The following is a 20713-nucleotide window of genomic DNA, read 5'->3' as shown; positions in this document are numbered from 1 at the left end:
ATAAGTGCGATTGTTTCAGGACTTTCATAACTGATCTTTTATTCATCTCTCAAATCTTTTTCCTAAATTTCTAGCCAAACCCTATTGACCTATGAAAATATACAAACTGCCTTCAGGCACACTTTTGCAGCAGGAGAACCAAGTATTCTTGGGCCCTGAATTAGACTGGGATGTCTTGCTAGCCCAAGAAAACCTAAAAGATCACTTATTATCTAAATCCAAATCCTGGACGAAAATATCTTCTGAGGAGGCTGAGTCACTACTTGAAAAAGGGATTTTGGCCCCAATGGGAAACCAGGAAATCTGGGCTGCAGGCGTGACATATTTCCGTAGCCGGACCGCCAGAATGGAAGAATCCCAAGATGCAGGTGGAGCAGATTTTTATGACAAAGTTTATAACGCAGATCGACCAGAGCTATTTTTCAAGGCTACTGCCAGTCGGGTTTCAGCACCGGGATCAGCCGTAAATATCCGTAAAGATTCTACTTGGGATGTGCCGGAACCCGAATTGACTTTGGTAGTTTCTCCGTCGGGAAAAATCCAAGGATATACCTGCGGCAATGACATGAGCAGTAGAAGTATTGAGGGAGAAAACCCGCTCTATTTGCCTCAGGCGAAGGTTTATGCGGGCTGTGCGGCGATTGGCCCTTGCCTTTTCATCACAGATAAGGCTATCGAAGAAACGGCAAATATACGCTTGGAAATATTCCGGGATGATGTATTGGCTTTTGTTGGAGAAACGCCTCTGACACAGCTGAAGCGAAAGCCGAAAGAATTGGCAGGCTGGCTGTTCCGAGGAAATACTTTTCCGATTGGGTGCTTTTTGATGACGGGCACGGGAATCGTGCCGGACGATTTCACGTTAGAAGTGGGAGACAAAGTCAGAATTGGAATTGATGAGGTTGGAGTGCTGGAAAATTTCATTGAAAAGATCTAGAATTTGAATTTCAAAAGCATTTTCAAACATATGGACAAAGCACCAGGTTACTCATTTTTTTGAGTACACTGGTGCTTTTCTTACTTTTAGAAATGACTCAGTTTTTCCAGCACCAACTTCGTTTGCCGGCTTTTCCATCAGGCTATCATTTGATTACTGATAAAATAGAAGATGCGATTCCAGAAATTTCCCGGATTAAAACTGGGTTTTTGCAGGTGTTTATCCAGCATACTTCAGCAGCCTTGACAATCAATGAAAATGCTGACCCCACAGTCAGAAAAGACTTTCAAACTTTCGTAAATGATTTAATTCCAGAATCTTATCCACGGTTTATCCACACATACGAAGGCCCGGATGATATGCCTGCGCACATTAAAGCCAGTTTTTTTGACACAAGCTTACAAATACCCATTTCTGGTGGAAAACTCAACCTAGGAATTTGGCAGGGAATTTATCTCTGTGAATTTCGGAGAAACGGAGGGAGTAGAAGCTTGATACTTACGGCTTTTGGGGAAAGTATTTAGCCAAATTTTTCGAATAGACCTGATTACCACCATTGATATAATAAAAGATTTAAAAATCACGCCAGCGCATATTTTTGTTTCGAATAATCGCTGATGACAAAATTATTACCTCTTCTTGTAATTTTCACCCTTGTCCAATACAATCTTTGCGCCCAAAAGTTTGAACAATCAAACGCCTTTGCTTTTAAGCTAACTGAGCCTATCGTCCTTGATGGCATCTTAGCTGAAGAAATCTGGGGTGATCATGGCTGGAGTACGGATTTTATGCAATATTTTCCCTCGGATACTTCTCTGGCGTTGGTTAGAACCCGTGTCAAGATTGCCTTTGATGAGAATAACCTTTACTTGGCAGCGATAATGGAGAATAACGAACCAAGGGAATATGTTTCAACTTCATTGCGTCGCGATTATAGAGGACAACAGAACGACGGGATCACATTTGTTTTTGACACTTTCAACGACAAAACGAATGCCTTCCAATTTGGGGTAAACCCTTATGGAGTTCAACGAGAAGGATTACTATCAAATGGAGGCTCCAAATCTGAAGATTTGAGCTTAGCCTGGGACAACAAATGGTATACGGAGGCAAAGATATTTGAGGATCGCTGGCAGGTAGAAGTGATTATTCCTTTATCCACACTACGATTTAAAGATGGTGCTCAAAACTGGAATGTTAATTTTTATCGAATTGATAGCCATGTAGGAGAAAGAAGTACTTGGTCTCCTATTCCAAGAAACTTTTCAATAATATCTACAGCATTCAACAGGAAGTTGATTTTTGAGGAGCCCCTTAGGAAGACATCAGCCAACATTTCATTGATCCCTTATGTGGCAGGCAAAACTTCAAAAAATTACCTGGAAAATACCAGCGAAAAATTTAAACCTGCAGTCGGTGGGGATGCAAAAATTGGCCTTGGACCAGCGATGAATCTGGATTTAACGTTTAATCCGGATTTTTCTCAGGTAGAGGTAGATCAGCAGGTGACCAACCTGGATCGATTTGAGATCTTCTTTCCAGAGCGCAGGCAGTTTTTTCTGGAAAATGCTGACCTCTTTGATAGCTTCGGACAAATGCGTTCCAGACCTTTTTTCTCCAGAAGAATTGGGGTGGATATAGATTCGTCTACAGGACAAAATGTGCAAAGCAAGATAATCTACGGCGCAAGACTGAGTGGCAAAATCAATGAAAACTGGAGGATAGGTGCCATGAATATGCAGACAGCAACTGAGGAGGAAGCTGGGATTACCGGGAAGAATTTTTCTGTATTAGCGATTCAAAAGAAGGTTTTTGCCAGATCGAATGTAGGCTTGATTTACGTGGACAAGGAATCACTAGCGCAAGATGAATATCAATCTCTATTTGATCCCACGGATTACAACAGACTCTTGGGTCTGGATTACAACCTCAATTCAGCGAATGGGAAGTGGACAGGTAAGGCATTTTATCATAGGACGTTTGAATCTAGAGATACTGAAAAACCTTATTCACTCAATGCCTACATGCTTTTTAGTGATATTCATTGGGCTTGGAGTGCGAGTTTTCAGGATATTGGAAAGGATTTCAATCCCGAAGTTGGTTACTTACCAAGGTCAAATTTCAAGCGATTCAACCCAGATGTTTCCTACCTATTTTATCCTCAATCTCGGTTGATTAATAGACATGGGCCCAAAGTCGAATTTGAGGGCTATTGGAATGAGACGATAGGCACAACTGACAGAGATATTAACCTGAGCTATAAGGTTCAGTTTAACTCTTTTTCCGAAGTCACACTAACCCAAAAAAACCGATATGTGTATTTATTTCAGGATTTTGATCCAACTAGAACTGGAGGAGAGAAATTATTAGCCGGTACCGATTATACTACCAAAACCTTACAGCTAGAGTATAAAAGCAACCCCAGGAATATTTTCAATGTTACGCTGACAGCTGAAGGTGGTCAATACTACACAGGTAACTACCAAAAACTAGAAAGTGAAATGGCAGTGCGAATTGGCTACAAAGCGAATATCTCCATGAATTTCAACTATGCACGAATTAGACTTCCAGCACCTCAAAACGATGCTGATCTGGTGTTAGTTGGACCACGAATCGATTTGACATTTACTAAAAGTCTATTTTGGACAACGTTTATTCAGTACAATAACCAGATCGATAACCTGAATATAAACACCCGATTGCAGTGGAGATTTGCTCCAGTTTCAGATTTCTTCTTGGTATATACGGATAATTATTTCCCGGAGAGTTTACTTCCCAAACAGCGCTCCTTGGTGTTTAAATTGAATTATTGGCTAAATCTCTAATCCTTTCTAGCTTCAATCTTGGCGTGATCGCCAGTCATCAATATTCTGCGGAAACCGTCTTTGGTGTCGTTACTGACTTCCTTGCCTAGCACTTTTACTTTGGTGTATTTATCTGGAATCTCGATGGAAATACCAGCTTTCTTCTGAGTTTGGGTGACTTCTACGGTCATTTGGTTATCCGTAGAATTGATGTAAATGCTGATTTGATTATCATCAATCCATAGGTTCTCTATTGAAGCCTTCTCCCAACCTGCTGGCAAATTTGGACGGATGTAGGTCACACGGTTCTCTCGGTCAGGCAGTATTCCTAAATGAGTAATAAAAAGTAAAGGCTGTATCATAACGTGCCCTGGCGCTAAGTGTCTCGGTCCTCTTGTTAAGAAAATTTCCTGATCTACCTTTTCAACGAAATCCTTACTTACTAATTGAATAAATTTAAATAGCTCATCTGAGTCGTCTAATCCCCCATCAACTCGTTTTAATCCTTTTGCAAATTCCATTAACCCCGTTTTGTACTTGCTCCATTCATAAGCTTCCTGTATTTCTTGATCAGGAATGGTGATTTTGGAAGTGGATTGCAGAGAATCTATCAAAGCAAAGTTCTGGTCCCAATCTGTGTGGACATCAGTCCGAAGATCAATCAACGTTTCAATGGCCGTGAATTCTCCTTGGTCAGAACCGGCGATGAAAATAGGAATCACTCGCTCTTCATTTCCTGCCATTTCCAAAGAAATTTCTAATCCAGCGCTGGCCCCCAATACGGAGATTTCTGGTGTGCAATCTGAATTAATCGGACTCACTACAAAATCCTGAGAGCTTCCCCAGACTGCGTACCAATCGTTTGCCTCATCCTTTGCGGTGAAAATTCCAGTCAACTCATCAAAAATTATCTGGTCTGCTGCGTTGACGCCAAAAGTACTGTCCTTCAATACACTAGGTTGGAGGCCGGTATTCGCTTGAAACTGAAACTTAACGCTTTTCGCAGAGTTATCCACATTCCTGATGGAGTAAAGTAGCGAGATTCCTAGCTTATCTTTACTGATAATTTGTAGCTGACTTACTTCCAAACCTTGATTTTCGAGTGGATAAAATAGCTTTGCAGCAAAAGGATATTTGGTAATTGAAGTTGGATTTTCCAGACAAATTGTCTCAGTCTCCGTTTTAATAGCCGCATTGAAGGCACTCAACAATTGTATGCTTTCCAAGGTGATTGCCTGCCGATTTCCGCTGATTAGGATATGCTCGTTTCCTAAGGAAAAGTCGGCGAGATCAGTTACAGCAACGGAAGGCAATTTTTCCAAGCTTTCAAAAAGCGAGACTTCTTCTGAATGCGGGAACTGGCAGGAAAATGCGGAGAAGAGAATTAGAAAAGCTAAAATGGAGGTTTTCATTAAGTCTGAATTTGCTTAAAATTACATCGTTATGCCTAGTTGTCTCCAAATGAGGAATTAATCTTTGGGAGATTTAACAAAAGCCTACTTTCGGTACTTTTTTGCCTTCAACCTATACACCCACAGGTAAGTGAAAAACGAGACAAAAACTTGCAGAATTATAAAGTAAAACCAGGTGTTTGGTTCTCTTAGAGGTTCTAGATTGATGGTATTGTTATAATAGAGCTTGGAAATAATCAGAGCTATGATTGTGGCAGGCAAAACTACTACCATCCAGAAGTTGAAAAAGGAGCGATACAGAAAAGGGGTTTTCTGATTAGTAGAAGGATTATTTGTCTTACTGTTTTTCATTTTCCCGCATTGATTTGCTGATCATACGCCATCTTTAAATTGCTTCGATTTTGGCTTATAATCTCTGTAGTACATCCACAACCCAAAAATCACCTGAAATATCAGCATTTTGACATAGGTAGATGGAAGCTTGAAGAAATTCCAGCTGATGGAACCCTTGAAAAGCTGTGTGAGGATAATCGTGAGAATGCTGGCAGGAAGGATATAAACCAGCCAGAAATTGAAAAAGGAACGATATAGGAAAGGTGGTTTTTTCATTTAATTTGAATTTTTACCTGCGCTCTGATGATATCTCAAGTTAGGCCGATAAAAGACGTAATAGTTGGAAATTGTAGTGAGAATAAGGTACCAAATGAAGGTAGAATAGAAGCTCCTGTCGCTAATAAATTCCCAGGAGATTTCTCGGTTAATCGTGAAATGAGTTGTCAAGGCGAAGAAGACCGCACTCGGAAGGATGAGTCTATACCAATACTTCAGGTACGGAGTAAAATGCTTTTCGAATCTTTCTTTTGCCTTTGAGGGAACCATGGTTCTTAAATTTATCGATTTAAATAGGGAAGAAAAATCGCACTTCTATCACTTACCTCACCAAACCTTGAATAATTTGATTTAGATACATGATATCCCCTAATTCATGAAAGGCGGAAATCACGATTCTGTTCACAGATGGACTTTCCGCTGTAGGGTAAGGAAAGGACGAGGTGATAATACCTGCTTTTTCAAACTCTTTGACCCAAGATGAATCTGCATAAGGAAATGCTGGAAATACTCTACTGCCACTGATTTGCGATACTTCTGCCGTCTCTTGAGCGAATATTCCACAGGCGTCTTCCAGCCAGCTTTTCGCCTCCAAATAAATATGCTCCATATCCAAAAAAGCGCTCAGATGCGCTGGTGACCCTGGAGATGCACCTCCGAATAGCGGAGTTGACTTGATGGAGTCTATGTGAATTTCATTTCCTAAAATTATTCCTGCGGGAAGACCCAGCCCTTTTCCAAGTGAGCCAGTCACCAGAAGGTTGATATTCGGGTCATCCCAGTTTTCGTAGGTACCATAGATACTTTTTCCTATGGTGCCAAAGGCATGACTATCGTCTATCAGCAAGGTGACTTCATGTTTTTTAGCAATGGATTTCACCCAATTATAGTCGTGGATCTCACAGAGAAAAGGATCTAAGGCATTTCCAATCAAAAGGATTTTACGAGGAGAAAGTTCTTCTGACTGTTCTAAGCAGGAGTTTTTCCATTGTGTAAAATTTAATTGAGTAGAGGGGGATAAATCATCTGGTACTATCGCTGAGTGGGCATCAGGAGCGATCCAGATTACATCAGCATTTTTATGACAGGATTTCCATGCGGCGATACCTGCCAGATACCCCGAGCTAAAAACCGCCGCGGCAGGAGCGCCAGCTGATGCTGCAAAGGCCTCTTCAAACTCGTCGAAAATCAGTAGTCGAATATTGTTGATTCGGCTTTGTCCGTGATTGGAGCCAAAATCAAACAGTCGATCAGCCAAAATATCCAGGAAATCATTGTTTTGAACCATTCCCAGATAGGAGGTTCCGCTGAAATAAAGATGCTCTCTGCCCTCTATTTCTACCATTCTTCCAATTCCGGTATCTAGGTAGTGATTTTTCAATGTGTATGCTTATTTGGCGAAAATCTGAGTTTCATCCTGAAAGGATTTGAATTCCAGCGCATTTCCGCAAGGATCTAGAAAGAACATCGTCGCCTGCTCGCCAACTTCCCCTTTGAATCGAATGTAGGGTTCGATCACAAATTCAATTCCATGCGCCTTTAATTTATCAGCCAATTCGTGCCATTCTTGCCAAGGCAGAATAGCTCCGAAATGCCGAACAGGGACATTTTTGCCATCGACTGCATTTGTATTCGCTTTAGCCAATTCTTCAGGCTTAATATGGGCGGATAACTGATGGCCGAAGAAGTTGAAATCTATCCATTTGTCAGTGCTTCTACCGATCTCACAGCCAAGAAGATCTCCGTAGAATTCACGTGTCTCTGCGATGTCCCTAATCGGGAAAGCGAGGTGGAAGGGTTTAAATTGGCTCATAATGCGTACTTTCGTTGAGGGTTTTATGGCGTCAATTTAGTTGTTTATTCCCTAAATAATATGAAGAAAAGTAAATCTGTATCATTGGTTTTGAGCAGCGGTGGAGCGCGGGGATTAGCGCATGTGGGCGTGATCGAAGAGCTGGAAAAACGGGGGTATCGCATAGCTGAGATTGCTGGTTGCTCAGCCGGGGCGCTCGTTGGCGGGATGTATGCCGCTGGGAAAATGCCCGAATTCAAAGATTGGATTTGCCATTTGGATCGGCTGGACGTATTTTCTTTGATGGATTTTACCTTTTCAAGCAGGGGATTTATCAAGGGTGAAAAAGTATATAATGCTCTGAAAAAAGTGATCAAAGACTGCCAAATAGAAGATTTTGAGATACCATTTTACTGCAATGCGGTAGATTACATCAGTGGGAAGGAAGTGGTTTTTAGCGAGGGCAGTCTATATGCTGCTATTCGTGCTTCCGGAAGCATTCCTACCGTTTTTCAGCCAGCACGACTTCATCGTCAGGAATTAATTGATGGCGGAGTGCTAAACCCTGTTCCACTGTCACTTTTGAAGCAGTCAGAGGAAAATATGATCGTGGTAGTGGGATTAAATGCCGGTGATTCTGAATTAGTTATTCCACCTAAAAAAGATGCAACTGGCAAAAGCTTTATTTCCATGCCAGCTTGGGTAGCTGATTATCGCATTAAAATGCGTCAGTATTTTCCCGAGCAGGTCAAAGAAGAAAAGAAAACGTCGCTCAGCTCTATTAGCCTAATGACACGCTCCTTTGATTTGCTACAAGATCGATTCTCTGCCTTGTTGATTGAAAAACAGAAGGTTGATATTTCCATTCAAATAGCCCGAAATCAGGCTGGAACTTTAGAGTTTCATAGAGCGGAAGAACTGATAGAAATTGGGAGAGAAAAAGCAATTCAAGCCTTAGACAAATGGGAAAATGAATATCTCTGAACTCAATAAATTGCTTGGAAATATCGACATCTACCTACTGGATCAGATTCTGAAGGGAAGGTTTTCTACGGAAATGAGAATCTTAGATGCTGGCTGCGGCGAGGGAAGAAATGCTGTCTATTTCATCAATGAAGGCTATCAGCTATTTGGAATTGATCAGAATGAGACTGCGATTCAGTACTGCAGATTCATGGCAAAAAGTCTGGACAAGAACTATGATGCCCATAGGTTTCAGCTGGCTGGATTGGAGGAAATACCATTTCATAATCAAGCTTTTGATGCAGTTATTTGCTCAGCAGTTTTACACTTCGCGCATGATGAAAGTGATTTTTGGCAGATGATGAATGAAATGCTCCGAGTGCTGAAGTCAGGCGGAATTTTATGGTTTAGAATGACCACAGCTTTTGGAGGTGTTTTGGGAAAAAGCCAAGACCTTGGAGGTGGAAAATATCTGCTTCCTGATGGTTCTGAAAGGTTTTTACTGACTGAAGCGCACCTAGAGAAATTTGAGCAACTTGGATTGACCTTTTTGGAAACACCCAAAACCGTTTTGGTGCTGGAGCAAAGGGAAATGGGAGTTTTCGTGATGCAAAAAGAAATGGAAAACTGAAAGCTGAGACTATGGATTTACAATACGGGTTAGAACTGGTTGGAACTTTTGTTTTTGCGATTTCCGGGGCTTTGGCGATCCGGGAGCGGGAGCACGACATGTTTGGTGCAGGATTCACTGGGTTTATTACGGCTATAGGTGGTGGTACCCTCAGAGATATTTTGCTCGATAGTTATCCACTAGTTTGGATAGCGGATGTAATGTTTCTATATGCTATTCTTCTTGGAGTTTTAGGGGCTTTTATTTTTCCAAGATTCCTAAGTAAGCTTCGCAAAACCTTCTTTCTTTTTGATACACTAGGGATTGCTTTTTTCACCGTTCTAGGTGTTGAAAAAGCACTGAGTCTCGGGATGAGGCCAGAGATCGCGGCTATTATGGGGATGTTTTCTGCCGTGATGGGTGGTGTGATCAGAGATACCCTGACGAATGAAATTCCTATATTATTTCGAAAGGAAGTCTATGCTTCAGCTTGCCTAGCGGGTGCGATTGTTTATTTGATTCTGAATTATTTCCAGGTCCCTCGGGATATTAATTTATTGATTTCTATCTCTGTAATCATCGCAATCAGGATGCTTTCTGTAAAGTATAAGTTGAGTTTGCCTAGGCTTGACTAGAGGAATTTTCAATTGACAAATTCAAGGCTCAATTTTCAATTGTCCAGATCAAAACTTGCATTGGTTACCAGAATCTTGGGATAATTGCGGGGACTGCTGCCTTGTATTTTTGGTAGGCTTCTCCAAACTGAACAATCAGATTTTTTTCCTCATAGTATATCCCAAGTGGTAAATAGAGCAATAAACAACCGAGATGAACTACAGAGCTAATCGTCCCTGCGAATAGAAAATACCCAAGAAAAATCAACACCAATCCAGAATAGAGCGGATGTCGGACCTTGGCATAAAGACCGGTTGTAATCAATTCTTCAGAATCCATTGAGCTGGGTTTAATTCCAAGAAAGCGCTTTATTGAGTAGTTTTTGCTTGATTTGGTAGCAATGATCGTCCCAAATCCTGCAAGCATATATCCCAGATAATCTGTAAAGTCGCTTTTTGGAATCAATGTAGTTTTCGGAATTAAGACTGCTTGAATCATGATACCAAATAAAAGTATCAGGGAAATTAAGGTGTAGACTAAACGGTACCATTTGTAAGCTCCTCCCCATTTTACCTCCAAAATTCTTTTTAACTTGGATGCTGCCAGCAGGGTATGTAGTGTGTAAAATATGATCCAGCTCAGGGCTAGCAGTACATAATTCATTGAAGTATATTAAATTTTGAAGCAACTATAATTTTTATGAAATCGAGCCTGCCCGATCCAGGCGTGACGCTTAGCAGCTTACAGAGGGATGGCCATTAAAGATCAAATTATAAAAATATGAAAATCGGAATAATCCGCGAAGGAAAAAACCCACCTGATAAACGTGTTCCATTTACGCCGGAGCAACTGAAAAGCATTCAGGAGGAATATGCCGGTAAGATTAGCGTACAAGTGCAAGCCAGTCCTTTCCGGGCATTCACAGATCAGGAATTTATTGATTTAGGGATAGAAGTAGTTGATGATATTTCAGATTGTGATGTTCTTTTTGGTGTGAAGGAAGTTCCCGTTGACCAGTTGCTAGAGGAGAAGACGTATTTTTTCTTTTCTCATACGATCAAAAAGCAAGCCTACAATAGAAAACTGCTCCAAGCTGTCCTGGACAAAAAAATCCGACTGATTGACTATGAGGTTTTGAAAAATGAGGAAGGAAATCGTGTGGTAGCTTTCGGAAGATGGGCAGGAATCGTAGGAGCTTACAATGCATTCTGGACCTATGGAAAGAAAACAGACCTTTTTGAGATTAAGCGGGCAAATGAATGTGCAGACCTGAAGAAGCTTCATTTTGAGCTTGCAAAGGTTCAATTGCCCCCAGTGAAAATTATCCTCACCGGATCTGGTCGCGTAGGAAGAGGAGCTTTGGAGATCTTGAATGCTATGAAAATACGGGAGGTTTCTGTACATGATTTTCTGCATGCGTACTTTGATGAGCCCGTCTATGTACAATTGAGCTCATCGGACTATAATAGAAGAAAATCAGATGGAGGGTATGACAAACAGGAATTCCATTCCTTTCCTGAGAAATATGAAAGCCATTTTCAGAAGTTTGCAGAAGCGGGCGAGATACTTATTTCTGGAGCTTACTGGGATCCAGACGCCCCAAGGTTATTTGAATTGAAGGATATCGCAGGAGAGGATTTTCAACTATCGGTGATTGCAGATGTGAGCTGCGATGTGGGTGGATCTATTCCGACTACACTTACTTCCAGCACGATCACTGATCCAGTCTACGATGTAGACCGTGAAACGGGTGAGAAAATTCCAGCCTTTGGAAGTCAGACGAGTATATCGGTCATGGCGATAGACAATTTGCCCTGTGAGCTACCCCGAGAGGCAAGTCAGGAATTTGGGATTCAATTGATAAAATGGGTGGTTCCTGCACTATTGGAAGATAATTCCGGGATTCTGGAGCGGGCGACAGTTGCTCGGGATGGTGACTTGACTATTGAGTTTATTTATTTGAATGAATTTGTAAATCAACATGAATAAGCTGAATCGCTTTTTAGAATCCACTCTTTTAAAGCCGACTATGATTGGAATTGAAGTGGATTTATTAGTCAGAGAAGCAATTGATGAGCAATTTGTAGGAGTCTGTGTGCCTCCATTTTGGCTGAAAAAAGTCCGTAGGGAATTAGGGGAAGAGAATATTCAGCTAGTAACCGTGATCGGCTTCCCTTTTGGATATAGCGACACAGCTACCAAAGTATTTGAAACTAAGGAAGCGATCCGACAAGGTGCAGATGAACTGGATTTGGTTTGGTCCCAAACGGCCTATCATTCGGGGATGAATTGGCCAAAAATTGAAATCGCGCAGATAGCAAAGATTTGCCATGAGGAAGAAAGAATTCTAAAGGTCATCATTGAAACAGCCAATTTGAATGAAAAGCAACTTGTGGAAGCTTGCATGATTTGTCAGGATGCTGGGGCTGATTTTGTGAAAACATCCACTGGATATGCTTCACATGGAGCCAAAGTGGAGGATATCAAATTGATGCGGGAAAATTTATCTTCTTCACTAGGTATCAAGGCAAGCGGTGGAATCAAAACGCTAGACTTAGCACTGGACCTTATTAAAGCGGGTGCTGATAGGCTGGGCAGCAGCTCTGCAAAAGCATTAATGGAAGCTTGGAGAAATTCTCAATCGTTACTGAAGTAAATCAGCAAAAAAGGAATGATGAAGAAAGTCAACAGGATATAAGCAAAACCTAAGAACCTACTTTTAACAGACTTTTTGCCCATATACAAAGCCAGAATCACAGGAATATTCCTGACGGTAGGAAATGGAAGGAAAATCAATGCTCCAATCAAATTGAATAGGAAGTGAACTATTGCCAATGCTATAGCAGCTTCAGTCTTATAAATGGCAGCAATTCCTGCGGTAATGGTGGTTCCTATATTGGCCCCGATGATGAAGGGAAAAGACTTTTTCACGGATACTTTTTTATTCGCCACCAAGGGTACTACCAGTGAAGTAGTCACTGTACTAGACTGCACCGCCGCAGTGAAGAAAGTCCCATAGATAAAAGCCATGTAGGGATTCTTGAAAATCAGCTTGTTGATATCCTGAAAGCTATTGAGAACGAATGCCTTATACACCGATGTGGACAGGATCTTAATAGCTGCAAAAACCAAGAAGATTGAAAGGATCATTGTTAGGAATGGAATATCTATAGTACTCGTGATCCATTCAGAGATCGGTCTGGTAAAAACTTTATTGTAAACGATCGGCCCTGAGTAGGATTCATCCGGAATGAATAAATCGGCTATTTGGATCGAAATTTTGGATAAAAAACCAAAATATATTTCAAGTGGAAGGAGAAGAACAACTGTGAAAATATTAAATATATCATGCAGCATTCCCGCGGATAGGGCACGCTTGAATTGCTTCTTGTTCATGATATAGGAAAGAGAAACCAGCGTAGAGGTTAAAGTCGTTCCTATATTGGCACCCATGACCATCGGTACAGCTTGTTCTAAGGTTAAGTTGCCAGCGGCGACTACTGCGACTATGCTGGCGGTCACTGTGGAGCTGCTCTGGATAAGGGCAGTCATTAGAAGGCCAATGAAAAGACTGACAAAGGGGTTTCTTGTAGCAAGAAGGATATTTTCTGCCACGTCATTGTTCAAATGGCTCATTGCCACAGTGAGCAAATCAATCGCGAAGATGAATAACAGAAGAGCCAAAAGCATCATTACATAGCTTTTAGTCTTATTTACTTTTTCTTTTTCCGGTTCTAAGCTCTCCATCTATTAGATTCAGAAGTTATTCTGTATACTTTATTTTATCTAAGGGTTAAGGGCTTATGAATTAGAACGGAACTAAGCGAGAATCCAAATTTTTGATAAAATATTGGGCAAAAGTTGAAATTTTTTTGCGAAAAACAAGATAAAACTATCTTTTAGAAGAGGAATTGTGTTTACTTAACAATTTGATAACATGGATAGAAGTATATCTTCTTTAATTTTGCGCGACAGACCAAAAGCCAAATCATGGCCAAGAAAAAAATAGACCAAAACATTAATCAGGATAAGCTTTCCAAAGGAGCGTATTCGTTGTTCGATTTTACTAAGAAGGAGAAATCTTTTTTAATCGTCATTTGTGTACTCATATCCATCGCTGCGGTAATCACCCCATACACCTATGCAGCTATGTGGTTTGGGTTTGCATTAGCCGCCTACTCTGCTATTGCAAATGATAGTATTCAAACAATCGGGACATTTATAGCCTCAAATCATAGTAAGAAATGGTATTGGTTGTGGTTATTTATGGGTTTGATCTTTGTGGCAACTGTCACGTATAGCTGGATCACCTTTAATGGTGATGTGAGTTATGAACGATTAAGTGTACCTGGATTGGACAAGGCGCCTACTAGCTTTGTTTTCCTTCAGCTTGCAGCTCCGATTGTACTCCTTATTATGACTAGGCTGAGAATGCCTGTTTCCACTACATTTTTATTATTGAATGTATTCACTTACAAAGCAGGGACTATTGTTAGTGTTATGTTTAAAAGCTTTGTAGGGTATATTTTAGCCTTTTCAATTGCTATTGCTGTTTGGTTTGTTCTTGAGAGATTTGTCAAAAACTACCTAAAAGGAAAGCCTGCTCCGTATTGGATTTACCTGCAGTGGATCACCTCTGGTACGCTCTGGGCGGTATGGATTATGCAAGATGCTGCGAATATTGCAGTGTTCCTACCTAGACAATTGGATGTAGTAGAATTCGCTGTTTACACTGGTTTCGTGTTTATTGGTCTGGGTTTTCTTTTCTACATGAAGGGAGATAAAATACAGGGAATTGTTAATGAGAAAACCAGTGTTACAGACGTTCGTGCAGCAACCATAGTAGATTTTGTGTATGCTATCATCCTATTCTACTTTAAGCTTTATAGCAATGTTCCGATGAGTACTACTTGGGTATTTATTGGATTGCTTGGCGGAAGAGAAATAGCGATTGCACTCGGTAAGCATGCCAAAGCGGAAAAGAGAAATGCCTGGTTATTCCGTGCATTTAGACTAGCTAGGAAGGACGTCTTCAAAGCATTTATAGGTTTGGTAGTTTCCTTGATTCTAGCATTTATCATCAATGATGGTGTGAGAAACGAGATCTTGGACTTCTTCTAGACCGCTTTGGAAATAGAACTTTATAGCAACGAGTACTTCATGAATGAAGCTCTCAAGCAAGCAAAAATTGCTTTTGAAGAGGGAGAGATACCTGTTGGTGCTGTGATAGTTTCAAAAAATAGAATCATCGCGAAAGCCTATAATCAGACCGAGAAGCTTAATGATGTCACTGCCCACGCCGAAATGCTTGCTATAACTTCGGCGGCAAATTACATGGGAGCTAAATACCTGAATGATTGTAGGCTGTATGTGACTTTGGAGCCCTGCGTGATGTGCGGAGGGGCCCTATTTTGGTCGCAGATCGGCGAAATCCATTATGGAGCATCCGATCTTAAAAGAGGGTTTTTGCAGAGTAATCCGGCAATTTTGCACCCCAAAACAAAAGTAATTGCAGGAAGTTTGGGCTTAGAATCCGAACAGCTTTTGCTCGAATTTTTCAAAAAACTGAGAAAATAAAAGGAAATTGATCACTAAAGAACCTTTTTCGTTTTCGATTGGTTGATAAAACAGATTATTCGTAAGATTTTTAAATCAATCTTTTAACCTTAAAATTAAAACAAAATGGCTTTCGAACTTCCATCTTTACCTTATGCCACGACGGCTTTGGAACCCAACATTGATGCTAAAACCATGGAAATACACCATGGCAAGCACCACAATGGATATGTAACTAACCTTAACAACGCAATTGAAGGGACTGACCTAGCAGGCAAATCTTTGGAAGAATTGCTTCAGGTTGCTGGATCAAATACAGCAGTAAGAAATAATGGTGGCGGACACTATAACCATAGCCTTTTCTGGAAAATCATGTCTCCTACAGGTGGCGGAGCTCCAACTGGAGATTTGGCAAATGCAATCAATGATAAGTTTGTCAACTTTGAATCCTTCAAAGAAGTTTTCAACAAAGCAGCTGCAACAAGATTCGGTTCTGGCTGGGCTTGGTTGATTTTGACTGCAGCAGATAAGCTTGAGGTGGTTTCTACTGCAAATCAAGATAATCCTCTGATGGACGTAGCAGAGATAAAGGGAACCCCTATCATTGGACTGGATGTATGGGAACATGCATATTATCTAAATTACCAAAACAAGAGACCTGATTACATTGCCGCTTTCTGGAATGTAATCAATTGGGATCAAGCAAACGCGAACTATATAGAAGCGTTGAAGAAATAAGCTGGTAAAGCTAAAATTTGAATCCTCGGACATAACGTTCGGGGATTTTTTATGTCCAAAGGTGAAATAACACTGTTCGTTTTCGATACACTCTTTTTTCGATATTTTTTGAAAAGTGGAGAATAGAGCTATTTTAGGCCGATTTCAACCTGTGGCATTTATTTTTCAATAGGTGGCTGACGATACACAATGTACTATTGAAATGAAATCGAGCATGACTCCATCGACACACGGCGTGAAGATTATGATGAATGCGGAATTCCATCTCACCTTTGAAAATTTATAAAAGAGATGAAAACGACCAACTTGCTTTTTTTAACACTATTTACTTACCTGCTAGGGATAAGTAACCTTGCCGCTGCGGACAAAGACGTCAGCGAGATTACCGGTAAAGTAACTGATCAAAATGAACAGCCTGTCCCATATGCTAATGTGGCATTAATCGATGCTACGAGCGGTAACCTGGTGGATGGCGCAGTATCTGATGAAAATGGCTTTTTCCTAATAGAATCTACCAAAACTGTCAAAGTCAAATTGGTGATTTCCTCTATTGGGTTCACTGCTTTTGAATCCGAAGTTTTTCAGCTAGAACCTGGTTTGAAGAAGAATTTTGGGTCAGTAACCGTACAGGATGAAATGACAGGTCTTGATGAGGTAACAGTAAAATCTACTCGTCCGGAAATCATCATTGAGCCAGACAAAACAACCATCAATGTGGAAGGAACAGTGATGGCTGAAGGATCAAACGCGCTGGATGTGATCGGAAGATCACCTGGAATTTACGTAGATCAAGATGGGATCATCAATCTGAACGGGCGTACTGGAGCTACCGTGATGATCAATGATCGCTTGACCTACATGAGTGCCACTGACTTGGCGAATTTTCTTCGATCTATGCCTGCTGATAATATTAAAAGCATAGAAGTGATCAATAATCCTTCAGCAAGATTTGATGCCGAAGGTTCTGCCGGCGTGATCAATATCAAGTTGAAAAAGAATACTGTCGATGGTATGTTCGGGAATATCCAAGCAGGAGCCTTGTATAACGGACAGTGGTTACCAAATACCGGCGTAGCGCTGAATGTGAAAAAAGGAAAGTGGAGTACAAATGCCAACTTGAATTACAACCACTATGGTAATTTCAATGATCTCGAAATCTATAGAAATTTCACCTTACCTGAAGGCATTTCTAACTTCAGCCAAGAATCTAGAATTGTATCTAGAAACAAGAACCTCTTTTTTACTGGAGCTGCAAATTATGAGATTAATGAGAATCAAAACATTGCCATAAATATACAGGCTTCGGATTCCCGTGATGGAAATGACAATAACTCATTGACTGATATCATCACACCGGGCATGCAAGAAATTAGCTATTTGGAATCGATTAATGACGCCACAGGAACAGGAAGTAGATATTTTGCCAACCTGCATTACGATGCAAAACTTGATACTTTGGGCACAAAAATAAGTTCCGATGTGGACTTTACCCGAATGAATTCCGATAGCCAATCCTTACTTACCAATAAGCAATGGGTTGGTGAGAACATGTCTGATGCAATGAATAGTAACATTTTGACGCTGAATGATATGTATTACAATATCTTCACAGCCAAGGTAGATTTTGTAAAACCAGTAGGAAAAGGAAACACAATTGAGACTGGTGTAAAAGGTAGCTGGGTTAAATCTGATAACAATCTAGACCTAAGTAAAGCACAGGAAGATGGTCCATTTATTCCTGACCCAAGCAGCAACAGGTTCATTTACAATGAAAATGTATTGGCTGCATATTTTTCCTACAAAGGGAAATTCTCCGATAAACTTTCTTATCAGGTAGGGTTAAGAGGTGAGCATTCGGATATCACTGGTAACTCGGTGACGCTTGATCAGGTGAATAAGCAGAAGTATTTCAATTTATTTCCAAGTGGTTTCCTACAGCATAAAATCAGTGATAACTACCAGATCGTCTACAATGTGAATCGTAGAATAACCAGACCTAATTATCGATTACTGAATCCTTTTGTATACTACATTGATCCGTTGACTAGTGAAAGAGGTAACCCGAACCTTAAACCGCAGTATTCCAATAATATTGAAATGAATCATGTAGTAAAAGGGATGTACCAATTCACGCTTGGATATAGCGAAACGGAAGATGCATTTATGCAGGTGTTTATACAGAACGAGGAGGAGCGTACTACTACTACGTTTACTGACAACTTTGACAAGACTAGAAACGCAAACTTCAGAGCGATTATCCCTGTAGATATCAAAGAATGGTGGTCTACTTCGAATATGGTCCAGGTGAATTACAATCGCTTTAAGTCACAGATTGGGGATGATTACCTAGATAATTCGCAGACTTCGTTCATGGCAAGGTCGCAGCACAACTTTGTTTTACCACTAGGTTTTAAAGTGGAAGTGATGGGAATGTATCTTGGACCGCAGATCTGGGGACAGGGCGAAATTGCTGGATTTGGATGGGTAGATGCAGGGGTGACCAAGTCTATCATGAAGGATAAAATCACCCTTTCTGTAAATGGAACTGATCTGTTCAGGACGCAGGTAATAAAGGCCAATGTTGACTTCGCAAATATTGATACAAATTTCCGACAGTACCGAAGCAATCAAGGTGTTCGATTTACGTTGAAATATAACTTCTCTAAGGGAGAAAGCTTCCGCGTGAAAAGTAATTCTGGAAGCTCCGAAGAGCGAAATAGATTAGACTAAGGTTATCTGAAATAGAAAGAGCCGGACCATTGGTCCGGCTTTTCTTAGTTTATTCCCACTTTATAAAGGGTATAAAAATCCTCTTCAACATCCGGATTTGGCTTACCCATAAACCATAACGAACCTTCACGACTAACGAACAAATCGCTTAGTTCATCAGGTATTATAGCATCATTTAGCATATTTCCCTCAAGGTCCAGGATCTGATACCGCATTTTATAGGTGTCTTTCATGCGGGAATAAAATTCTTCCCATTCAGATTGGGACATGTTTTCACGAGAGCGGATAGCATCTTCTTCGCTATACCCAGTTTCATACATGATTACCAGTTTGTTTCCCACTTTCACCAGTTTATGAGTGATACCATATGATGGATCATAACTTATTGCTCTTGGGTCAGCTTTTTTGGGATCTTCACCGGTATTCAGTTTGTAGTCTGTTAGTTCTAGAGGGATTCTCTGGAGTTTAGTATAGGGAGAATCAAGTTCGTAAATATTCAAAAATGGATCTATTCCAGTGATGACATACAATTTGTCATTTACGATTTCAAATGTTGGCGAAAGTGTCGATGGCTCATGGGACATATTGTTTTGGAAAATGCTGGCAGAATCCAGAGCTAGAAACTGCTCAAACGACCCTGTCTGAGGATCAGCCCAAACTAGCTGTAAAAAAGTGTCATAAAATTCTGGCTGTGTCTTGTTGTACTCTCCACGCCCAATGGTTCCGCTAAGAAGAATTTTATCCTTGACAAATTGAATCTCACGCTTAGCATCTGCTCTGCCACTGAAAGATTTTGCTTCATCTCTTGGGATTTTTTTGCTTGTCAGTAAGTTGCCATTAAGATCATATTCATATATGCCAAACATCGAAACAACCTGGATATTTTGTGATGCATTGAATCTGCCGGCAGCCATAGGGTAAAAGCCAAACCCGTCCGGCGCATCGCGGTCTTTGCTGAATTCACCCAGGATATTTCCGTCAAAGTCTGTACTCACAAACTTCATGTTCTGAGGATCAAAGAATAAAATTTTCTCAAATTCTGGATTGACATCCATAAGATTGAGCATACCTATATAGTCGACGCGGATGGAGTCCTTGATCTCTAATTTAAGATCTAGTATTTCTGATGTCTCGGAGGTAGTAGATGGCTTGCAGGCAAAAAAGATGAATGGAATAAGAAGAATGAGTAGTCCGAAAGGAAGTTTCATATTGTTGGAGATTAGCTCCAACTAATATATTTGCTCATCAGATAATTACCTAATCGAATAGCATATTTTGGTTAGGAATCTTGTGCAGATCAACTTGCTTACGTAGCCTATTTGGCTTACTGAAAATGATAAAGGAAGATCAAAACTCCAGAAAAGGCTGGCTTCTTTTGGTCCTTTATTTCAAGTTTTACTTCTACTTCTGCCTTTACTGTTCCTCGTAGATTAGCAACGTTTTTTAGGGTAGCTACCAGACGAACTTCACTATTTACCAAGACGGGATTTGCAAAACGTAGGGATTCAATTCCGTAGTTGATCATCATTTTCAGGTTTCGCACATCTACGATTTGTTCCCAAAGATGGGGTACAATACTTAATGTGAGGTAACCGTGAGCGATTGTATTCCCAAATGCTCCTTCAGCTTTGGCTCTCGCTGGATCGGTGTGAATCCACTGGTGATCATGAGTAGCTGTTGCAAATATATTTATCTGGTCCTGAGTGATTTGAAAATATTCAGATGAGCCCAAGCTCTGCCCATTGTACTTTTCAAACTCTTCAAAACTGCCTATAATCACTGGTTGCATGGAATATATTTTTTGTATTAAACCAAATTAGGGAAGTTTTAGCGGGAATTACAAGAGTATTATTAAGGCTAAAATCGAATTATAATGTTTCTAGCGGGCATTGAGAGCCTTATAATTATATTTTAATAGAACTTTAGTTTTACAAACAAAAAAGTATA

At 40.5% G+C, this 20713-nt stretch carries 21 protein-coding genes; 12 read left to right on the top strand and 9 right to left on the bottom strand.

From position 1 onward, the window contains the following. The first annotated feature begins 91 nt into the window (after window positions 1-91). The 3 genes from LV83_RS00855 to LV83_RS00845 all read left to right on the top strand — a co-directional run bounded on the left by LV83_RS00855 (window position 92) and on the right by LV83_RS00845 (window position 3762). Entirely contained in the window at window positions 92-937 is an 846-nt protein-coding gene (locus LV83_RS00855) for a fumarylacetoacetate hydrolase family protein (protein ID WP_111609632.1), read from the top strand. Between the two features lie 92 nt (window positions 938-1029). Next, window positions 1030-1461: a secondary thiamine-phosphate synthase enzyme YjbQ gene (locus LV83_RS00850; RefSeq protein ID WP_111609631.1), complete on the top strand. Its 432-nt coding sequence runs from the start codon at window positions 1030-1032 to the stop codon at window positions 1459-1461. Window positions 1462-1554: 93 nt separating this feature from the next. Continuing rightward, window positions 1555-3762: a DUF5916 domain-containing protein gene (locus tag LV83_RS00845; protein WP_111609630.1), complete on the top strand. Its 2208-nt coding sequence runs from the start codon at window positions 1555-1557 to the stop codon at window positions 3760-3762. Here the strand turns inward: LV83_RS00845 and LV83_RS00840 are convergent. From LV83_RS00840 to LV83_RS00815, 5 genes are all read right to left on the bottom strand, one after another. Beyond that, on the bottom strand, window positions 3759-5153 hold the full coding sequence (locus tag LV83_RS00840) for a hypothetical protein (RefSeq protein ID WP_111609629.1): 1395 nt from the start codon (window positions 5151-5153) through the stop codon (window positions 3759-3761). The two genes, LV83_RS00845 and LV83_RS00840, sit on opposite strands and share 4 nt — an antisense overlap. A gap of 84 nt (window positions 5154-5237) precedes the next feature. After that, window positions 5238-5504 carry a hypothetical protein gene (locus tag LV83_RS00835; protein ID WP_111609628.1) on the bottom strand — a complete coding sequence of 89 codons (267 nt, stop codon included), beginning with the start codon at window positions 5502-5504 and terminating at the stop codon, window positions 5238-5240. A 21-nt stretch (window positions 5505-5525) separates the two neighbouring features. Next, a complete protein-coding gene (locus LV83_RS00830; RefSeq protein ID WP_111609627.1) occupies window positions 5526-5762 on the bottom strand; it encodes a hypothetical protein in 237 nt (78 codons plus the stop codon). Window positions 5763-6084: 322 nt separating this feature from the next. Further along, entirely contained in the window at window positions 6085-7143 is a 1059-nt protein-coding gene (locus LV83_RS00820) for an aminotransferase class I/II-fold pyridoxal phosphate-dependent enzyme (protein WP_111609625.1), read from the bottom strand. A gap of 9 nt (window positions 7144-7152) precedes the next feature. Continuing rightward, window positions 7153-7575 carry a VOC family protein gene (locus LV83_RS00815; RefSeq protein ID WP_111609624.1) on the bottom strand — a complete coding sequence of 141 codons (423 nt, stop codon included), beginning with the start codon at window positions 7573-7575 and terminating at the stop codon, window positions 7153-7155. A 60-nt stretch (window positions 7576-7635) separates the two neighbouring features. Between LV83_RS00815 and LV83_RS00810 the strand changes: the two genes are divergently transcribed. From LV83_RS00810 to LV83_RS00800, 3 genes are read left to right on the top strand one after another with little or no spacing between them, the layout of a single operon-like run. Next, the gene (locus LV83_RS00810; RefSeq protein WP_111609623.1) at window positions 7636-8538 is read left to right on the top strand and encodes a patatin-like phospholipase family protein; all 903 of its coding nucleotides are present in this window, start codon (window positions 7636-7638) and stop codon (window positions 8536-8538) included. Continuing rightward, window positions 8525-9148: a class I SAM-dependent methyltransferase gene (locus LV83_RS00805; RefSeq protein WP_111609622.1), complete on the top strand. Its 624-nt coding sequence runs from the start codon at window positions 8525-8527 to the stop codon at window positions 9146-9148. The genes LV83_RS00810 and LV83_RS00805 overlap by 14 nt, the downstream gene beginning before the upstream one ends. Before the next feature lie 11 nt (window positions 9149-9159). Continuing rightward, window positions 9160-9762, top strand: a complete 603-nt coding sequence (locus LV83_RS00800) for a trimeric intracellular cation channel family protein (protein ID WP_111609621.1) — start codon at window positions 9160-9162, stop codon at window positions 9760-9762. Window positions 9763-9826: 64 nt separating this feature from the next. Here the strand turns inward: LV83_RS00800 and LV83_RS00795 are convergent, their stop codons facing one another. Then, window positions 9827-10405 (bottom strand): methyltransferase family protein, encoded by a 579-nt coding sequence (locus tag LV83_RS00795; RefSeq protein ID WP_111609620.1) that lies wholly within the window; start codon window positions 10403-10405, stop codon window positions 9827-9829. Between the two features lie 117 nt (window positions 10406-10522). Between LV83_RS00795 and LV83_RS00790 the strand changes: the two genes are divergently transcribed. Both LV83_RS00790 and deoC read left to right on the top strand, forming a co-directional pair. Continuing rightward, window positions 10523-11731, top strand: coding sequence for an NAD(P)-dependent oxidoreductase (locus LV83_RS00790; protein WP_111609619.1), 1209 nt, complete (start codon window positions 10523-10525; stop codon window positions 11729-11731). Continuing rightward, window positions 11724-12398 (top strand): deoxyribose-phosphate aldolase, encoded by a 675-nt coding sequence (gene deoC, locus LV83_RS00785; RefSeq protein ID WP_111609618.1) that lies wholly within the window; start codon window positions 11724-11726, stop codon window positions 12396-12398. The genes LV83_RS00790 and deoC overlap by 8 nt, the downstream gene beginning before the upstream one ends. Here the strand turns inward: deoC and LV83_RS00780 are convergent. After that, window positions 12380-13489 (bottom strand): Na/Pi symporter, encoded by a 1110-nt coding sequence (locus tag LV83_RS00780; protein WP_111609617.1) that lies wholly within the window; start codon window positions 13487-13489, stop codon window positions 12380-12382. The genes deoC and LV83_RS00780 overlap by 19 nt on opposite strands. Window positions 13490-13732: 243 nt before the next feature. On the opposite strand from LV83_RS00780, the gene LV83_RS00775 reads away from it, so the two are divergent. The 4 genes from LV83_RS00775 to LV83_RS00760 all read left to right on the top strand — a co-directional run bounded on the left by LV83_RS00775 (window position 13733) and on the right by LV83_RS00760 (window position 18766). Then, entirely contained in the window at window positions 13733-14863 is a 1131-nt protein-coding gene (locus LV83_RS00775) for a hypothetical protein (RefSeq protein ID WP_111609616.1), read from the top strand. Between the two features lie 12 nt (window positions 14864-14875). Further along, complete coding sequence (locus LV83_RS00770; RefSeq protein WP_111610086.1) at window positions 14876-15319, top strand: nucleoside deaminase; 444 nt, start codon at window positions 14876-14878, stop codon at window positions 15317-15319. A gap of 105 nt (window positions 15320-15424) precedes the next feature. Further along, entirely contained in the window at window positions 15425-16036 is a 612-nt protein-coding gene (locus LV83_RS00765) for a superoxide dismutase (protein ID WP_111609615.1), read from the top strand. A 291-nt stretch (window positions 16037-16327) separates the two neighbouring features. Beyond that, entirely contained in the window at window positions 16328-18766 is a 2439-nt protein-coding gene (locus LV83_RS00760; RefSeq protein ID WP_111609614.1) for an outer membrane beta-barrel protein, read from the top strand. A 44-nt stretch (window positions 18767-18810) separates the two neighbouring features. On the opposite strand, the gene LV83_RS00755 is transcribed toward LV83_RS00760, so the two are convergent. Together LV83_RS00755 and LV83_RS00750 are read right to left on the bottom strand one after the other, a co-directional pair. Next, a complete protein-coding gene (locus LV83_RS00755; protein WP_111609613.1) occupies window positions 18811-19974 on the bottom strand; it encodes a hypothetical protein in 1164 nt (387 codons plus the stop codon). 116 nt (window positions 19975-20090) lie between these two features. Further along, window positions 20091-20555 (bottom strand): MaoC family dehydratase, encoded by a 465-nt coding sequence (locus LV83_RS00750; RefSeq protein ID WP_111609612.1) that lies wholly within the window; start codon window positions 20553-20555, stop codon window positions 20091-20093. Window positions 20556-20713 lie beyond the last annotated feature (158 nt).

The organism is Algoriphagus yeomjeoni, assembly GCF_003259505.1.
In the GTDB taxonomy this organism is placed as follows: domain Bacteria; phylum Bacteroidota; class Bacteroidia; order Cytophagales; family Cyclobacteriaceae; genus Algoriphagus; species Algoriphagus yeomjeoni.
Note: the sequence above shows the minus strand (reverse complement) of the source record. Positions and strands in the feature narration are given on the sequence as shown.

Bases quoted from the DNA above. Each gene is read 5' to 3' on its own strand.
- LV83_RS00845 (WP_111609630.1), top strand. From the start codon at position 1,555: ATGACAAAATTATTACCTCTTCTTGTAATTTTCACCCTTGTCCAATAC.
- LV83_RS00835 (WP_111609628.1), bottom strand. From the start codon at position 5,504: ATGAAAAACAGTAAGACAAATAATCCTTCTACTAATCAGAAAACCCCT.
- LV83_RS00815 (WP_111609624.1), bottom strand. From the start codon at position 7,575: ATGAGCCAATTTAAACCCTTCCACCTCGCTTTCCCGATTAGGGACATC.
- LV83_RS00765 (WP_111609615.1), top strand. From the start codon at position 15,425: ATGGCTTTCGAACTTCCATCTTTACCTTATGCCACGACGGCTTTGGAA.
- deoC (WP_111609618.1), top strand. From the start codon at position 11,724: ATGAATAAGCTGAATCGCTTTTTAGAATCCACTCTTTTAAAGCCGACT.
- LV83_RS00805 (WP_111609622.1), top strand. From the start codon at position 8,525: ATGAATATCTCTGAACTCAATAAATTGCTTGGAAATATCGACATCTAC.
- LV83_RS00760 (WP_111609614.1), top strand. From the start codon at position 16,328: ATGAAAACGACCAACTTGCTTTTTTTAACACTATTTACTTACCTGCTA.
- LV83_RS00795 (WP_111609620.1), bottom strand. From the start codon at position 10,405: ATGAATTATGTACTGCTAGCCCTGAGCTGGATCATATTTTACACACTA.
- LV83_RS00800 (WP_111609621.1), top strand. From the start codon at position 9,160: ATGGATTTACAATACGGGTTAGAACTGGTTGGAACTTTTGTTTTTGCG.
- LV83_RS00775 (WP_111609616.1), top strand. From the start codon at position 13,733: ATGGCCAAGAAAAAAATAGACCAAAACATTAATCAGGATAAGCTTTCC.
- LV83_RS00790 (WP_111609619.1), top strand. From the start codon at position 10,523: ATGAAAATCGGAATAATCCGCGAAGGAAAAAACCCACCTGATAAACGT.
- LV83_RS00810 (WP_111609623.1), top strand. From the start codon at position 7,636: ATGAAGAAAAGTAAATCTGTATCATTGGTTTTGAGCAGCGGTGGAGCG.
- LV83_RS00750 (WP_111609612.1), bottom strand. From the start codon at position 20,555: ATGCAACCAGTGATTATAGGCAGTTTTGAAGAGTTTGAAAAGTACAAT.
- LV83_RS00850 (WP_111609631.1), top strand. From the start codon at position 1,030: ATGACTCAGTTTTTCCAGCACCAACTTCGTTTGCCGGCTTTTCCATCA.
- LV83_RS00840 (WP_111609629.1), bottom strand. From the start codon at position 5,153: ATGAAAACCTCCATTTTAGCTTTTCTAATTCTCTTCTCCGCATTTTCC.
- LV83_RS00855 (WP_111609632.1), top strand. From the start codon at position 92: ATGAAAATATACAAACTGCCTTCAGGCACACTTTTGCAGCAGGAGAAC.
- LV83_RS00830 (WP_111609627.1), bottom strand. From the start codon at position 5,762: ATGAAAAAACCACCTTTCCTATATCGTTCCTTTTTCAATTTCTGGCTG.
- LV83_RS00755 (WP_111609613.1), bottom strand. From the start codon at position 19,974: ATGAAACTTCCTTTCGGACTACTCATTCTTCTTATTCCATTCATCTTT.
- LV83_RS00780 (WP_111609617.1), bottom strand. From the start codon at position 13,489: ATGGAGAGCTTAGAACCGGAAAAAGAAAAAGTAAATAAGACTAAAAGC.